The organism is Mucilaginibacter phenanthrenivorans (assembly GCF_024721155.1).
Taxonomy (GTDB): Bacteria; Bacteroidota; Bacteroidia; order Sphingobacteriales; family Sphingobacteriaceae; genus Mucilaginibacter; species Mucilaginibacter phenanthrenivorans.
On record NZ_JAHVAP010000006.1, the window covers coordinates 442336 to 457864 of the forward strand.

Annotated in this window: 13 protein-coding genes; 7 read left to right on the top strand and 6 right to left on the bottom strand. The window is 42.6% G+C overall.

Annotated features, from left to right (window positions below):
• Positions 1-11: 11 nt before the first annotated feature.
• Entirely contained in the window at positions 12-1523 is a 1512-nt protein-coding gene (locus tag KXD93_RS17375) for a glycoside hydrolase family 10-like protein (RefSeq protein ID WP_258138570.1), read from the bottom strand.
• A gap of 405 nt (positions 1524-1928) precedes the next feature.
• On the opposite strand from KXD93_RS17375, the gene KXD93_RS17380 reads away from it, so the two are divergent.
• Positions 1929-2840 carry a DUF8428 domain-containing protein gene (locus KXD93_RS17380; RefSeq protein WP_258138571.1) on the top strand — a complete coding sequence of 304 codons (912 nt, stop codon included), beginning with the start codon at positions 1929-1931 and terminating at the stop codon, positions 2838-2840.
• Between the two features lie 248 nt (positions 2841-3088).
• Here the strand turns inward: KXD93_RS17380 and KXD93_RS17385 are convergent, their stop codons facing one another.
• From KXD93_RS17385 to KXD93_RS17400, 4 genes are all read right to left on the bottom strand, one after another.
• Entirely contained in the window at positions 3089-6823 is a 3735-nt protein-coding gene (locus KXD93_RS17385) for an ATP-binding protein (RefSeq protein WP_258138572.1), read from the bottom strand.
• 142 nt (positions 6824-6965) lie between these two features.
• Positions 6966-7850 (bottom strand): ACP S-malonyltransferase, encoded by an 885-nt coding sequence (gene fabD, locus KXD93_RS17390; RefSeq protein WP_258138573.1) that lies wholly within the window; start codon positions 7848-7850, stop codon positions 6966-6968.
• Between the two features lie 116 nt (positions 7851-7966).
• Positions 7967-8605 (bottom strand): GTP cyclohydrolase I FolE, encoded by a 639-nt coding sequence (folE, locus tag KXD93_RS17395; RefSeq protein WP_258138574.1) that lies wholly within the window; start codon positions 8603-8605, stop codon positions 7967-7969.
• Positions 8606-8614: 9 nt separating this feature from the next.
• On the bottom strand, positions 8615-9031 hold the full coding sequence (locus tag KXD93_RS17400) for a 6-pyruvoyl trahydropterin synthase family protein (RefSeq protein ID WP_258138615.1): 417 nt from the start codon (positions 9029-9031) through the stop codon (positions 8615-8617).
• Positions 9032-9107: 76 nt separating this feature from the next.
• Here KXD93_RS17400 and mqnB point away from each other — a divergent pair, with 76 nt between their 5' ends.
• The 6 genes from mqnB to KXD93_RS17430 all read left to right on the top strand — a co-directional run bounded on the left by mqnB (position 9108) and on the right by KXD93_RS17430 (position 14342).
• Positions 9108-9815, top strand: coding sequence for a futalosine hydrolase (gene mqnB, locus KXD93_RS17405; protein WP_258138575.1), 708 nt, complete (start codon positions 9108-9110; stop codon positions 9813-9815).
• A 114-nt stretch (positions 9816-9929) separates the two neighbouring features.
• A complete protein-coding gene (locus tag KXD93_RS17410) occupies positions 9930-10784 on the top strand; it encodes a menaquinone biosynthesis family protein (RefSeq protein ID WP_258138576.1) in 855 nt (284 codons plus the stop codon).
• A 108-nt stretch (positions 10785-10892) separates the two neighbouring features.
• Positions 10893-11591, top strand: coding sequence for a tRNA pseudouridine(55) synthase TruB (gene truB, locus KXD93_RS17415; RefSeq protein ID WP_258138577.1), 699 nt, complete (start codon positions 10893-10895; stop codon positions 11589-11591).
• A 37-nt stretch (positions 11592-11628) separates the two neighbouring features.
• On the top strand, positions 11629-12018 hold the full coding sequence (locus tag KXD93_RS17420; protein WP_258138578.1) for a GxxExxY protein: 390 nt from the start codon (positions 11629-11631) through the stop codon (positions 12016-12018).
• 78 nt (positions 12019-12096) lie between these two features.
• The gene (locus tag KXD93_RS17425) at positions 12097-13029 is read left to right on the top strand and encodes a bifunctional riboflavin kinase/FAD synthetase (protein ID WP_258138579.1); all 933 of its coding nucleotides are present in this window, start codon (positions 12097-12099) and stop codon (positions 13027-13029) included.
• Between the two features lie 266 nt (positions 13030-13295).
• The gene (locus KXD93_RS17430; protein WP_258138580.1) at positions 13296-14342 is read left to right on the top strand and encodes a DUF2157 domain-containing protein; all 1047 of its coding nucleotides are present in this window, start codon (positions 13296-13298) and stop codon (positions 14340-14342) included.
• A 443-nt stretch (positions 14343-14785) separates the two neighbouring features.
• On the opposite strand, the gene KXD93_RS17435 is transcribed toward KXD93_RS17430, so the two are convergent.
• Positions 14786-15409, bottom strand: a complete 624-nt coding sequence (locus KXD93_RS17435) for a LysE family transporter (RefSeq protein WP_258138581.1) — start codon at positions 15407-15409, stop codon at positions 14786-14788.
• Positions 15410-15529: the final 120 nt, after the last annotated feature.

Below are 15529 nucleotides of genomic sequence, written 5' to 3' on the forward strand. Positions count from 1 at the left end.
TTTTTATCTCCTTACAAAACTCCTTTATTATTTAAAATAGCAGCGATGGTAGGCGACGGTTCGCTTTCATTCTTAAGCCTGTCAAGGGCCGTTACCACATATAAATACGTTTTCCCTCTTTTTACCTTATCATCCGTAAAAAAAGTATTGTTGTTATATTGTATGTGGATGATGTGCGCCGGGTCGTTTAAGTTCACCTTTTCAGTGCCCTCAAACCGATAAATCACGTAGCCGTAAACGGGCTCAAGGTCCTTTGCGGGCGCCGGGGTACCCCATCTTAACTCTACTCCTTTTATTGTTGGCGTTGCAGTAAAATTCACAGGCGCATTAGGTGGGATAGAATCCAGCCAAAGCATAACCGGCGGCAATGCAGGATGCCTGTAGTACGTTTGTTTAAGCGAATCTGTAAAGCCCAGCGGGTTTTTCAACAACGAGTTTGAACTAAAATAAACGCTGCCCTGCACCCGCGGATTTTTACGCAGATATTTTATTTGAGCAGGCATCTGCGCCGGGTCCTTAAACTTGCCCCGCCGCGCCTCGTTAATGCGATAGGCGCCCATGCCTATATACAAATGCCTGCCATAGGTATTGTCGCTCCACCAATCCAACAGTTTATTAAATGCTGCAGAACGGTCATCAATCGGCCAGTATAATTGTGGGTTTATATAGTCAACCCAGCCTTCCTTGATCCATTTGCGCGAATCGGCAAAAAGTTCATAATAGGATGAGCCCCCATGGGTATCGGTTCCGTCGGGATTCTGGTATTTATTGGCCCAAATGCCAAACGGGCTTACCCCAAATTTAACCCGGGGCTTATGTTTTTGAATACTGTCGCTCAGCATTTCAATCAGGGTATCCACGTTATGACGACGCCAGTCCCTTATGTCGGCATAGCTCGTTCCGTATTTCTTAAAGGCGTCGGCATCGTCTATATGCTGCCCGTCAATCTGGTACGGATAAAAATAATCATCCAGGTGCACCCCGTCTATATCATAATTATCAACCACATCTAAAAACACCTTAACAATATAATCGCGCACTTCGGGAATGCCGGGATTAAACAATTTAATGCCGCCATAGGTAAAAAACCACTCAGGTTTTATCCGCGTTATGTGTGAAGGACTTATTAATGCGAACTTGCCATCATTAGTGGCCCTGTAGGGATTAAACCAGGCATGCAGCTCCATTCCGCGTTTGTGCGCCTCGTTAATTGCAAATTCAAGTGGGTCGTAAGCAGGATTGGGAGGCGTTCCTTGTTTGCCGGTGAGCCATTTTGACCAGGGCTCACGGCTTTTGGCGTACAACGCATCTGCAGCCGGCCTTATCTGGAACATTACGGCGTTGATGCCTTCTTGTTGATGAGCGTTCAGCCTGTCTATCAGTTCTCTTTTCTGCTGATCTGTGGGTAATCCCGGCTTGCTTGGCCAGTCGATATTTTCGACGGTGGCGATCCAAACCCCCCTGAACTCGCGTTTAGGGTCGAGTGTATCAGGAATAGAAATCGGGCCGCTGTCTACGGGCAACGATTCTATTTTGTGCTGAGGTTGCGCCCTGGCCTTTATGCAGATTGTAAAAGTTAAGAACAGAAAAATCACTAACCGGTAGATGCGCATTAAACAATTTATTAAAAGCTGCAAAGATATAAACTCATGGCTTAGCGGTTTTAGTATAGTGAATAATAATTGACCGTATTTTGTGTTTTAATCATATTCTGCTTAATTTTAACCCAGCTATAACTTATTATTATATCAATTAAGGCAACTTCTGCGTTATTGTTTTCAAACTTTATATTTTTTTGAATGGACCAGATCAATAATTAATTTGCCGCAACCAATGTTTTTAAATCAAATAAAACAAGTTGCAACATTAAAATGTTAGAAAACCGGCAAACATTTAACTATTATTGAAAACTTAAAACATTAATTGTTATGGAGAACCAACCAAGCCAGGCGCCAAGAAAAAATTCCAATCTTGTATATTTCCTGATTGTGATGATTTTGGCATTATTTGCTACAGACATTTACCTGTATTTTCAAAAAAATAAATCTGACACCCGGATAGTATACCAGGACAGCGAAAAAACCAGGCTGCAAACCGAACTCGACAGTCTTGAAGCACAAATTGAACAGGTGAATGTTGGCAAAACAAGGATGTCGGCAAGCTTGCAGGCCAAAAATGATTCGCTGAAGGCCAAGATAAAGGTTTTACGTACCGAACTTGCAAAAGGCAAGTTAACCGTAGCCGAACTTGCAAAAGCACAGGAGGATGTTAAACAACTGCGCTACTTTGTAACAAAATACACTGCTGATATTGAGGAGCTTAAGAAACAAAACCAATCATTAGCTACCGAAAGGGATACCTTAAAGACCAACTTAGTTACCGCAGCTAAGAAAGACAGCGACCTTACCCAAAAGAACAAGGACCTGGATACCAAGGTGAAGGTTGCATCGGCACTTAAGGTTGCTACCGTGAATGTAGTTGCATACAAAATAAAGGGCAGCGGCAAAGAGGTTGACACCAAACGGTCGAGCGTTGCTAAAAAGATCAAGATAAATTTAACAATTGCCAGCAATGCTGTTGCAGCTAAGGCAATGCATGATATCTACGTTAGGGTAATTGATCCAACAGGGAACTTAATAACCGGGACAGACTCCGGCACATTTAATGCTGACGGTCAGGACCTGCAATTCACCTATAAAACTTCCATCGAGTTTAAGGATGACGGCAGCGGCTATACCATCGACTGGATAAACCCTGTAGCCTTCCAAAAAGGCTCGTATACTGTTTTGCTTTATGCTGATGGGTACACTATGGGTAAAACCAGTTTTGAGCTTAAGTAAGCTTTTAGTTGATTGGGTTGATTAAGTGAATGGTTGATTAGGTTAACTTATTTAGAAAATGCATTAGCGGCATTGTTGTAAAAACAATGCCGCTAATGCATTTAATATGTTTTATCCAATCAATCAAACCGAGGCAACTGAACTGAACTGAACTGAACTGAACTGAACTCAACTCAATCCAACCTAATCAACTCAATCTAACCCAATCAACCTAATCAACCTAATCAACTCAATCCAACCCCTCACTATTATACCAAAGCCGAAGGCAGGCTGAAGTAAAACGTAGTGCCTTCGCCAAGGCGGGTTTCAAACCAAACCTTGCCACCTGCATTCTCAATCGAATTTTTAACAAAGGCAAGCCCGAGGCCAGTGCCTGAACTTTTCGTGGTAAAGTTGGGCTCGAAGATCTTCTCCCTTAAATTTTCCGGAATGCCGTTGCCGTTATCTTTTATGGTAAGCAGCACATTCTTGTTTGTTATGGTATAATTTATGTCAATTACACCAAACCTGTCAGCAGGCGCAGCTTCAATGGCATTCTTTAATAAGTTGTTAAAGCATCGTAGCAATTGGTCGCGGTCGGCATTTATGATAAATGGACTATTTGGCGCCTGGTATACGATCCTTACATTATCCATTTGCTTAAAAATGGTAACGGCCTGGGTTAGTACATCAAACAGGTTTAGCTTCTCTAATTTTGTATCGGGCATTTTTGCAAAAGCCGAAAACTCCGACGCAATGTTCGACAGGCTTTCTATCTGCTCTACGAATGATTTGCTAAACCGCTCAAACTTCTGGTCAAACTTAGGATCCTTATCCTTCCACGACTTATCAAGCAGTTGTAAGCCCAATTTTAGCGGGGTTAGCGGGTTTTTAATTTCATGTGCAACCTGTTTGGCCATTTCGCGCCAGGCCGTTTCCCTTTCGCTCTGGGCTAGCTTTTGGGCGCTGTTTTCCAGCGCAGCTATCATCTTGTTATATTCCTTTACAAGTGCGCCAATCTCGTCATTGCGGTCCCAATGAATAGGCTCATTCTTTTTGCCGTAGGTTGTTTTGCTTAAGCTAAATTGAATGAAGCTTAACGGGGCTGTTATCTGCCGTGCAATAATCACTGCAAAAAGCCCTATCGCTATAAATATCAACGCGTACACGTTAATCATAATGTTTAACAGCGCCCCGATCCGCTCCTTATAATCTGCCTCGTTGGCAAAATAAGGCAGCTGTAAATAGGCGATTGTTCCGTTCCCATTGCGTAAGGGTACATAAACAGCCTTGTAATTTAGCTTCCCGATGATCTCATCGTTAACAAACTCCGACTTTTGAAACTTCTTTAAATACACATAAGCCCTGGCATTCATTCTTCGGGCCTGCAATCCAAATTCATAAATTTTGGGCTGGGTGTTGATCAGCTCCATGCCATTAACATCATACAGCGTAAGATCGGCGGCGTAGGTGTTGGCAAATTCATTAAATTCAACCTGGCTCTCTTCATTAATATCATAAAGATATTTGTTGTAGTTGCTGGCTTCAAGCGCACTGGCTATCCTTGTTATCTTTTCACGGATAGTTTTATCTTGCTGGGTTTGATATTGGGTACTTATGGAGAAGAATGTGATAAAGCCCACAGCTACCAGGGTGGCTACCACCGCAAATATCATTGAAAACTGGATCCGTGTTTTATAAAGTATCAGGTCAAAGTTCAGTTTAAAGCTCCATCCTATCCGGTTATTTTTAATGTTCAATATTTTAATCCTTATCCACAGCCAGCTGAGTATCAATATCAAAACGCTAAAAAGCAGGAATACAACAAAAAAGAAGGTAATGGAGGTGATGCCTATAAACAGTAAATTCTGCTCCTTGCTTACCACAATTAAATTGCGCTGGCTTGGCTTATAAATTAAGTGGCTGTAATTTGTAAAGTGTAAGTACCACTCAGACCGGGTACTTAGCGTTGTTTTTTCAATGTATTTCTTTAGTTTTCCCTGCAATTCTGTATTCTCAAGGTCGTAAACGTACGGCCCGCTTTGTGTTATCAGCTTGTTGTCGATATAAAAAGCGTACGAGTAGTTTTTAAATTCATCCTCCAGGTTTACCTGTCCGTCAACCAGCAGGTCGGGGAACGATGTAAACGTTTGCAGCGGTTTTGATTTTAGCTCGATAACTATGGTACCAAGGTTTTGACCATTTTTTACTATCGGTAGAATGGCAAAATAATTTTGATAGCCAAACGATTCATTCACCCTGTAAAAGAAGTCCGACACCTTAAATGAGCTGTATAGCACCAGGTCCTTAAAAATAGTCAGCGAATAGCTTTTATCTGCCGAAAGGGGTTGATCCTTATCATTAAATTCGTGAACATTAAAGTCGTATTTTGAAAGATAACCGTTGAAGTATAATTTTTGAAAACGGGTTTTTACATAGTTGGTGTTTTGAACACTATCAGTAAAATACTGTTTTATTGAAGCATCATTTATTATCTGGTGTTCTACCCTCTTAAACGCTATATCGGCATTTGCATCATCGGGTACTTCAAGCTTTTGTATAAACGCCGTGCGGGTTACATTTTCCTTAACCGATTCGAAATAATTAAGCTTTATAGCTGATATAAGCGCACAAATTAAAATAATCATCGCCATTGAGATGGCGGTTATCTTGCCGCTGTTGTACCGGTGGGCATAAGCCCTTGTAAACACAAGCCCCGCCCACAGCAAATAAAACATGGTGAACCCCTGGTAATATGCACTTATAATAGTAGCCAGCACAACTCCTGCAATAAGTATCGCTGCCTTATTTAGGCTGGATACCGGAAGCCTTACAGTTATGGTTAAGAAAACTTCGGATAACAGGTAAAAGATCAGGAAGCTGAAACAAAGCATTAAAACGCCAAGCAGGCTAAAAGGCGAAAGATTCAGCACATTGCTTACATCAAAACTGATCTTTGAATTCATCACCAGGCCATAAAAAACATTCAGCAACCCGGCAGATACAATAATGAGTGTTAACGTACCTGTGACTAAAATAGCATAAGCACTAACCTTACTGTGGGTACCCTTTAATATGCTCCGGCGCCGTAAATACAAAAAGCTTACAAACCAGCAGATAGCCAATATATTAATACACAGGTCGCCAAGCGACCGGTAAGCAAAGCTCGACGCATATAATGTGGGGTTAAAAACCTCGAGCCGGTAAGTAAATTCGGGCCAGTTAAAATATAAGTTGATCCAGCGTACTAAAACAATAAAAGCAGCAAGCGTAATTACCGAAACTATTACATATCCCTTTGTTGCTATGTAATTACAAACATTATTTACCAGGATACAAAAGCAAAGCAGGGTAAGCAGCCAAATGGTAATCTCGTAGTAAAAAAAGGTATGGCTTACTTCGCCCTGTTTTATCTTAACAGAAAATAAATAGGTATTATTTGTGCTTCGGATCTCGTAAACGCTTTTGTCGGTAAAATCCGCTATTTCAATATTATTGTCCTTAGTTAAATCGGGCGCGAAGGTATTTTGCAGGTAGGGGTTTTGAAAGGTATAGCTTATTTTTACCGGTATAAAAAATATGGCGCTAAAGTTACCCTCGCTTTTCCTGATCACTTCATAATAACCATTCGATTCCTTATGAAAGGAATATCCTTCCTTTATAGTGGCGGGCAGTTCCGGTATCACCTTTATACCGCTCCAAAAATCAAGCTGGTTATTTTTCAGGGTGATGAACCAGATGTTCCTGTCAGCAGTAAAGTCCTTTATCAGGTCGATAGAGGTATGCGGACTATCCTGCAGATCTTTTAATTTATTATAACTCGCCTTATCGTTGATAAAACTGTTCACGTAAGCTTCCTTTTGCTGCAGGTTGCCTTCAAGAATTTTTGCAGTTTGATCGAGGTTATTTACAGGAGTGTACGTTTGGCGAACAATAACAGCGGTCAGCAGCAGACTGGCACAAAGCAATGCCAGCATTAAACGTATTTTCCCGGATGTAGCCAATTGGATTGTTTAAATAATATCAAATGTAACCAAAAATGCCGTGTTAAGTTTTTGTTTTGAGTCGAAAGTCTTGAGTCATTAATCCTGAGTCCAAATTAACGGATCTGACTGACGACTCAAGACTTTCGACTATTGACTTGGACTATTCTACCACAGCGCTTTCAGTTGGCATGTGGCGGTCAACTTTTTTAACCAGTCCCTGCAAAACGCTGCCCGGCCCTACTTCGGTGAAAGAGGTGGCGCCGTCTTCCATCATGTGTTTAACAGTTTGTGTCCAGCGTACAGGGCCGGTTAACTGCGCTATTAAATTATGTTTTATTTGTGCCGGATCAGTATATGGTTTTGCGTCGATATTTTGGTATATCGGGCAGATAGGTTCCTTTATCTCGGTGTTTACAATGGCGTGTTCCAGCTCAATTTTTGCAGATTCCATTAACGGTGAGTGGAATGCGCCGCCGACGTTCAATTTCAACGCTCTTTTTGCACCTGCTTCGGTCATTAATTCGCACGCCTTATCAATACCGGCAATAGTGCCTGATATTACCAGCTGGCCGGGACAGTTATAATTTGCCGGAACCACAACATCACTTATGCGGTGGCAAATATCTTCAACGGTAAAATCATCAAGGCCTATAATAGCCGCCATGGTTGATGGCTGGATCAAACATGCTTTTTGCATAGCATTTGCACGTGCAGCCACCAAACGCAAACCATCTTCAAATGATAACGATTTACAGGCTACCAATGCCGAAAATTCGCCAAGGGAATGACCTGCTGCCATTTCAGGTTTAAAATCATCGCCCAAAACACTGGCTAATATCACAGAATGTAAAAATATGGCCGGCTGGGTAACATTGGTTTGTTTAAGATCCTCGTCGGTACCATCAAACATCAGGTCGGTAATGCGGAAGCCAAGGATTTCGTTAGCTTGTTCAAATAAGGCACGTGCCTGTTCCGATTTTTCGTACAGGTCCTTACCCATACCAACAAACTGGGCACCTTGCCCCGGGAAAATGTATGCTTTCATGTTAGAGATTAGAGACTGGTTAATTAGAGATTAGTTGCCTTTTAGGTGGTTAGAAATTGAAAATCTGAGATAAAGCTAAAAAACTAATCTCTAATCTCCAACCTCTGACCACTAACCTACCCCAGCTTCGCTGAGATAAGATTTAAAAACTCCGTCCTTGTTTTTTCCTTTAAAAATTCACCTGTAAATGCCGATGTGGTGGTAACTGAATTTTGCTTTTGTACGCCGCGCATACTCATGCACAGGTGGCGGCACTCAATAACTATACCTACACCCCATGGGTTCAGCGTATCCTGGATGCAATCGCGAATCTCATTGGTAAGGCGTTCCTGTACCTGTAAGCGACGGGCAAAAACGTCAACCACACGCGGAATCTTGCTTAAGCCAACCACATGCCCGTTTGGAATATACGCCACGTGTGCCTTACCAAAAAATGGCAGCATGTGGTGCTCGCACATCGAGTATACTTCGATGTCCTTCACAATCACCATCTGGCTGTAATCCTCCTTAAACATTGCCGAGTTCAGGATCTCTTTTGCATCAAGGTCGTAGCCCTGGGTTAAATACAGCATGGCTTTGGCCACGCGCTCGGGGGTCTTCAATAAGCCTTCACGCTCCGGTTTTTCACCTATTTGTTTTAAAACCTCTTTGTAATGGGTAGACAGGCTGGCTATCAGGTCGGGGTTATAACGGTCAATCTTTACGTAGCCGTCAATATCATCATCCTCGTCGTGGATATAGTTTTCGTTACTCATGTTTAAGGATTAATCACCAAAATACTCGGCAGAGTTATTTTCGGTTTCGTATAGTTTTATTGAATGCAAAAACACACCTTCGTGTGCCTCGATTGGCGCCTTTAGCTGGTTAAAGATTTCGATGCAAAGCAATTCGGTGGAAGCCATTTTGCCGGCCATAAAGGGGACATCCTTGTTGATATTCTTATGGTCGAGCTTTTCGATCACGTAGTCGTTTATAATAACTTTCAGGTCCTTCAAATCAATTAAATAGCCTGTAGCATGGGTAACCTGGCCTTTTACAGTAACAAACAGGTTGTAATTGTGTCCGTGCCAATTTGGGTTGGCGCATTTGCCAAACACTTCGGCATTTTTCTCTTCGCTCCACTCCTCGCGGTACATCCTGTGTGCCGCGTTGAAATGTTCTTTACGCGTAATATATATCATCATAACAAATAATGGTGCAAATATACAAAACAAAAGCAGGCGTTATGTTTTATCTTAGCGGTCAAAATAAAGCAATATGCGGATATTGATTGTTGTGGCTACGGAGGATGAAGTCTTAAGTCTGAAGTCAGAAGTCGGGAGTAAGAATCAAGAGTCAAGTGCCAGGAATCAAGAAAAGGAAACTCAAGATTCAGAACCTTCGACTCAAGACTCAAGAAAAACTTACGACTGCCAGCTACTCGTAACCGGCGTTGGAATGACAGCTACAGCATTTGCACTCGGCAGGCATCTGTCATCAAACAAATACGACCTTATCCTCAACCTGGGAATCGCCGGTAGCTTTGATCGCGGTATTGCTTTAGGCGATGTTGTCGAAATAACTCAAGATACCTTTGCGGAATTAGGCGCAGAAGACGATACTAATTTCCTGCCGATTGCTGATATGGGCTTTGGCGAAGCAACTTATTATCCGTCAAAAAAACTCGCTGATCTTTACAACCTCTTTAATACTTTCAACCTGACACAGGCAACAGCTATAACTGTAAATACGGTTCATGGTAACGAGGCCTCTATACAAAAAGTGGCCGAACGATTAGGTCCGCAAATAGAAAGCATGGAAGGCGCTGCGGTGTTTTATGCCTGCAAACAATTTGATGTACCTTGTATGCAGATCAGGGCTGTGTCAAATTATGTGGAAAAACGCAATCGCGCCAACTGGAACATAGGGCTCGCCATAAAAAATCTGAATACCTTTGCCATTGAGTTTTTGAAGCTGTACGCGTGATTTATAAAATTGTCATTGCGAGGTACGAAGCAATCGCACGCTATACAGAGCGGTAATACAAAGTTCGCGATTGCTTCGTACCTCGCAATGACATGGCTTATTATTTTTTAGAAAATGAAACTAACCCTCGGCTTTTCGCCCTGCCCTAACGATACCTTTATTTTTGATGCCATGATCCATCATAAAATTGACACCGAAGGCCTCGACTTCGAAGTATTTTATGACGATGTGGAAACCCTTAACCAAAAAGCCATGCGCGGTGAGCTGGACATCACCAAATTAAGTTACCACGCCTTCGCATACGTTGCCGATAAATATGTATTGATGGATGCCGGCAGCGCTTTAGGCTTTGGTGTAGGTCCTTTACTAATTTGCAAAGATGACCCTGAAAAACTAATCTCAGATCTCAAATCTCACGTCTCAAATCTAAAGATCGGGATTCCAGGCAAATACACTACCGCCAACTTTTTATTAGGGACGGCATTCCCGAATGCTACCAACAAAGTTGAATTGGTATTTTCAGATATTGAAGATGCCGTGCTTGATGGTCGCGTCGACGTTGGCCTCATCATCCATGAAAACCGCTTTACCTATCAAAATAAGGGCCTCAAAAAGATCATCGACCTGGGCGATTACTGGGAAAAGGAAACCGGCTGCGCCATCCCGCTTGGCGGCATTGTGGCTAACCGCAATTTATCTTTGGATGTTCAGCATAAAGTAAACCGCGTTATTCGCCGGTCTGTGGAGTTTGCATTTGAAAATCCAAAATCAGGATTGGAATTCATCCGCTCACACGCCCAGGAAATGAGCGAGGAGGTGATGTATAAGCATATTGAGCTGTATGTAAATAAGTATTCCGTAGATTTGGGCGCCGAAGGAAGAAGGGCGATCAGACTGCTGTTCGATAAAGCGCTTGAAAATCATATTATTCCAGAGGTGAAGGAGAGCATATTTCTGAACCGGGATTAATGGATTAAACAGATTTCTTAGATAAAAAAAAAAGAAATAAGCATCGTTTATACATCCCAAAAATCCTTTAATCATGATTCGATAATCGGTGAAATCAAAAAACAATCAGTGAAATCAGTTTTTAAAAATATAGAAGAATTTGCCGAAGGCCAGTTACTATTAGTCAACAAGCCCTATAACTGGACCAGCTTTGATGTAGTGGGCAAGATCCGCAACTCATTTAAACCCTTGAAGCTAAAAGTGGGCCACGCCGGTACGCTCGATCCGCTGGCAACCGGTCTGCTTATTATCTGCACCGGAAAAATGACCAAACAGATCGACACCTTCCAGGCGCAGGAGAAGGAATATACCGGCACCATGATCCTTGGTGAAACCACGCCATCGTACGACATGGAAACTGAAGCCGATCAAAAATTCGATATCAGCCATATCACAGAAGATCAAATAAAAGCAGTTTGTCAGCAATTTATCGGCGAGATCGGCCAGTATCCGCCCGCCCATTCAGCTATAAAAATTGATGGCGAACGCCTTTATGAAAAAGCCCGTCGTGGAGAAGAGGTTGAATTGCGTTTAAGAACAGTTACTATAACTGAATTTGAGATCACCGAAATCACATTACCTGAAGTACACTTCCGGGTAGTTTGCAGCAAGGGCACTTACATTCGGTCGCTCGTAAACGATTTTGGCAAGGCTTTAAATAATGGTGCCTATCTTTCAAAATTAAGGCGCACCCGCAGCGGCGATTATAAGGTTGATGACGCATGGGAGGTGATGGAACTGGTGAATACGATCCGCGATTTAAAATGATTTCACCGATTATAGAATAACGATTTCACCGATTAAAATGACCGAACCAATCAATAAAAATTTTGAACCTGATGAATTAACCAGAAAAATTATCGGGTGTTGTTTTGAAGTTCATCGTTTACTAGGTCCCGGCTTTGTCGAAAAAATTTATGCCAGGGCACTAGAGCATCAATTGAAACTTGAAAACCTAAGCTTTGTTGCTGAAAAGGAATTTAATGTTGTTTTTAAAGATCTATTTGTCGGTAAATTCAGATGCGATATTTTTGTCGAAGGCAAAGTGATAGTTGAACTTAAATCAGTAACAGGGCACATTCCCAATTTATTCCATGGTCAACTGCTTTCATATTTAAAAGCAAGTAATGTAAAAACCGGTTTATTAATAAACTTTGGCAACGCAAGCTGTGAAGTAAAACGTATATCCGTTTAAAAACTATAAGCTCGGAGATATCACGAATCAAAAAATCGGTGAAATCGGCCTTGCAATCAGTGTAATCGCAAATTAATAATGAAAGTTTATCACAGTATCGACGATTTTGTAAGATTAAATAACGCGGTAGTTACCATCGGCACCTTTGATGGTGTCCATACCGGTCACCGTAAAATAATAGCCGACCTTAAAGCGCTTGCTGCCGAAACTGGCGGTGAAACCGTGGTGCTTACTTTTTTCCCGCATCCGCGCATGATCCTGCACCCGGAGGATGAAAGCATCAAGATGATCAACACCATGGACGAAAAGGCCGAAATGCTGGAGGAACTTGGTATCGACCACCTGATCATTACCCCCTTCTCCCGCGATTTCTCTAACCAAACAGCTGAAGAATATATCCGCGATGTGCTGGTGAACAAGATCGGCACAAAAAAGATCGTAATAGGCTATGATCACCGCTTCGGCAAGGACAGGCAGGGCGGACTTGAGGACCTGCAGCGCCTTGGTCCGGTTTACGGTTTTGATGTGGTTGAAATACCGGAACAGGACATTTACGAAGTTGCGATTAGCTCAACCCGCATCAGGGAAGCGCTACTGAATGGCGCAATTGAGCTGGCACACACCTTTTTAAGTTATCCCTTCTTTATCACTGGCAGGGTGGTACGAGGCGACCAAATTGGCCGTACCATAGGCTATCCGACAGCCAATATCGTGATCCATGAGAAGTACAAACTGATTCCCGTGGACGGCATTTTTGCTGTAAAAGTTAAGGTTGATGCCGAAACCTTTTGGGGCATGGCCTACATCGGCACACGCCCAACTATTAATGGTACCAGGCGCAATATCGAAGTCAATATTTTCAATTTCGACAAGGAAATCTACAACCAGCAGATCCGCATGGAGTTCTACAATTTTGTACGCGACGATATGAAATTTGATTCGCTTGATGATTTGAAGGAACAGATCCGCAAGGATAAATTGGATGTGGAAGCGTTGCTGGGGAGTGAATAATTAACTCTTATAAAAATTGTCATTGCGAGCGCAGCGCGGCAACCTCGTAGCTATACAAGGCGAACTTTACAGTGCGGATATGCATAGTTACGAGGTTGCTTCGTCGTTCCTCCTCGCAATGACAAAAGTTTATTACGCTGAGCTTCTCACTAAATACCACATTCATTTTTCACCTCAAAATAACTATCTTGCTTTAACGTTGTTATACAAATAAACCATCACGTCGGATCACTATCCCCATGATCTATGAACCATTAACATAAAACATGGCCAAACTCAACTTAGATAAACAGGAAAGCGAATTTTTAAACAAGGCTATTAAGCATTGGGAGGACGAGCATTTAATAGATGCAGGCCTCGCTGATAACCTGCGTACCTCTTACGAAGTAAAAGGCTTCGACTGGATGCGGCTTGCAAAATATTCCTTCTGGATTGCTTTGGCCTGTGGTTTTATAGCCATTGGCTCGCTGATCATTGACGACAAGGTGATCAACTGGCTCAAAGGGCTTTATTATACCCCCGATATCGCCATCAGTATAATTGCAGGAGCGGCTGCGGTTGTCCTGTTTTATTTTGGCAGGCGCTGGGAATTGAAATACCCGGAAAAGGTGTTCAGCAACGAGGCTATTATTTTTACCGGCATTTTATTTACCGCTTGCTGTATAGCCTACCTGGGCAAGGCTTTGGATAAGGGCTCCGGTCATTATTCACTCTTGTTTTTACTGTCGATTTTTGTTTATGGTGTATTGGCCTATCGCATGGATTCAAGGCTCATTTGGCTGTTTGCGCTGGTATCGCTCGGCAGTTGGTTCGGTACCGAAACCGGCTATCAAACCCACTGGGCCGACTACTTCTTAGGCATGAATTACCCGCTGCGCTTCGTGCTGTTCGGCATGGTGTGTTTAGCGGCCATCTACCTGCTTAAAAACCGAAAATGGTTTGATCGCTTTTGGGAGCTTACCTATGTGGTAGGTTTAACCTACCTGTTTATGTCGCTTTGGCTGCTCAGCATTTTTGGTAACCTGGGCAGCATAGATACCTGGTGGCACATCCGGCAGATCAGCCTGTTTTATTGGGGCATCATCTCTGCTTTGGTTGCAGGAGGATTTCTGCTTTACGGCCTTAAGTCAAAGGATGTTATCGCCCGAGAGTTCGGCATCACCTTTTTGCTCATTTCCATCTACACCAAATACTTCGAATACTTTTGGGATAATACAAACAAGACGTTATTCTTCGCCATTTTAGGGTTATCTTTTTGGTTGATAGGGAGAAGAGCGGAGAAGATTTGGAATTTCAGGAAAGCTCATAGTTGATGGTTCATTGATCATGGCAGCCCCAATTGTTTGATATGAAATGCTTTCCGATATACTTATTTATAGTATGCGTCTTTTTATCTTGCCAAAATAATCCCTCTAAAGAGAATAAGGCTGCCGGATTTCTTTTGGGTGATTGGATGATGTGCAAGCAGGACGAACGTGCCAGTTCAAATAGTTGCCCTACGCTTACGTTTGAAAAAGATGAAAAAGGGTCGATCAGAACCACTGAAGGCGTCGACGTACCTTTTGTATGGGCATTTAAAAATCAACTTCTAATATTGAAGCCCGCCAATAGCGACAGAAGTAAAATCGATATTATAAACAATAGGGTTTACAGCGTTTCTACAGAACTATGCACGGATTGCTGGGGCCCACGACTGACCGATACGATCAATCACACGGAATACTATCTGACGAAATAATTTTGTTTAGATCGGGGCTTAATGCTTGAAAAACACCAAATAACACTGCTTCACAATGTGATACGCCGCAAAGGCGAAAAACAAAACAGCAATGCTTGTATTCACCAGCCGGGTGCTTAGGGCGAATTTACTTTGGATGTATTCGGCAAACTTTGCATACAGGAACAGCGCTAAAAATGCACCTGCGGCGGCACCTACGCTAAATATCACCAGTGCTACCTGCCCGTCAACAATCCATTCATGGGTAATTAAATAGGTTCCGGTTATCATCCAAAACGGGATCTGCATGGGGTTTAAAAACCCAAGCAGGATGCCGTACCTGATGCTTTCCCGGTCGGAGTAGCTGGTTTCGGGTGGTTTGTTGCGGTGGATCCAGGTAACTATGCCCATCACACCAAATAGCACAACCATTACCCAATCGATAATAGTATCCAAATGCACCTCGGCGCTGAGCCACTTATCGGCGTGCATAATAAAGTAGGTGAAAAAGAATTCGACAGACGAGAATGCTATAATAAACATCAGGGCCTGCTTAAGCCCGCGGTTGATGGTGATCTGTACCAGCGTAAGGTTAATATTTCCCGGCGGAACGTAACCGATGAAGTTTGCTATCAGCCCGATAAAAAATGTTAGAAATATCATTTACCTAAAGGTAACATGTTTATGTTAAGAGAAGATTAATAACGCGTGGGATGTCATCCTGAGCTTGTCGAAGGGCGACGTGCGACGAGCCCTCTTCGTATGCTAACCATGGTACGGAGG

Bases quoted from the DNA above. Each gene is read 5' to 3' on its own strand.
- KXD93_RS17410 (WP_258138576.1), top strand. From the start codon at position 9,930: ATGAAACTAACCCTCGGCTTTTCGCCCTGCCCTAACGATACCTTTATT.
- KXD93_RS17400 (WP_258138615.1), bottom strand. From the start codon at position 9,031: ATGATATATATTACGCGTAAAGAACATTTCAACGCGGCACACAGGATG.
- KXD93_RS17420 (WP_258138578.1), top strand. From the start codon at position 11,629: ATGACCGAACCAATCAATAAAAATTTTGAACCTGATGAATTAACCAGA.
- folE (WP_258138574.1), bottom strand. From the start codon at position 8,605: ATGAGTAACGAAAACTATATCCACGACGAGGATGATGATATTGACGGC.
- mqnB (WP_258138575.1), top strand. From the start codon at position 9,108: ATGCGGATATTGATTGTTGTGGCTACGGAGGATGAAGTCTTAAGTCTG.
- fabD (WP_258138573.1), bottom strand. From the start codon at position 7,850: ATGAAAGCATACATTTTCCCGGGGCAAGGTGCCCAGTTTGTTGGTATG.
- KXD93_RS17430 (WP_258138580.1), top strand. From the start codon at position 13,296: ATGGCCAAACTCAACTTAGATAAACAGGAAAGCGAATTTTTAAACAAG.
- KXD93_RS17380 (WP_258138571.1), top strand. From the start codon at position 1,929: ATGGAGAACCAACCAAGCCAGGCGCCAAGAAAAAATTCCAATCTTGTA.
- KXD93_RS17435 (WP_258138581.1), bottom strand. From the start codon at position 15,409: ATGATATTTCTAACATTTTTTATCGGGCTGATAGCAAACTTCATCGGT.
- KXD93_RS17425 (WP_258138579.1), top strand. From the start codon at position 12,097: ATGAAAGTTTATCACAGTATCGACGATTTTGTAAGATTAAATAACGCG.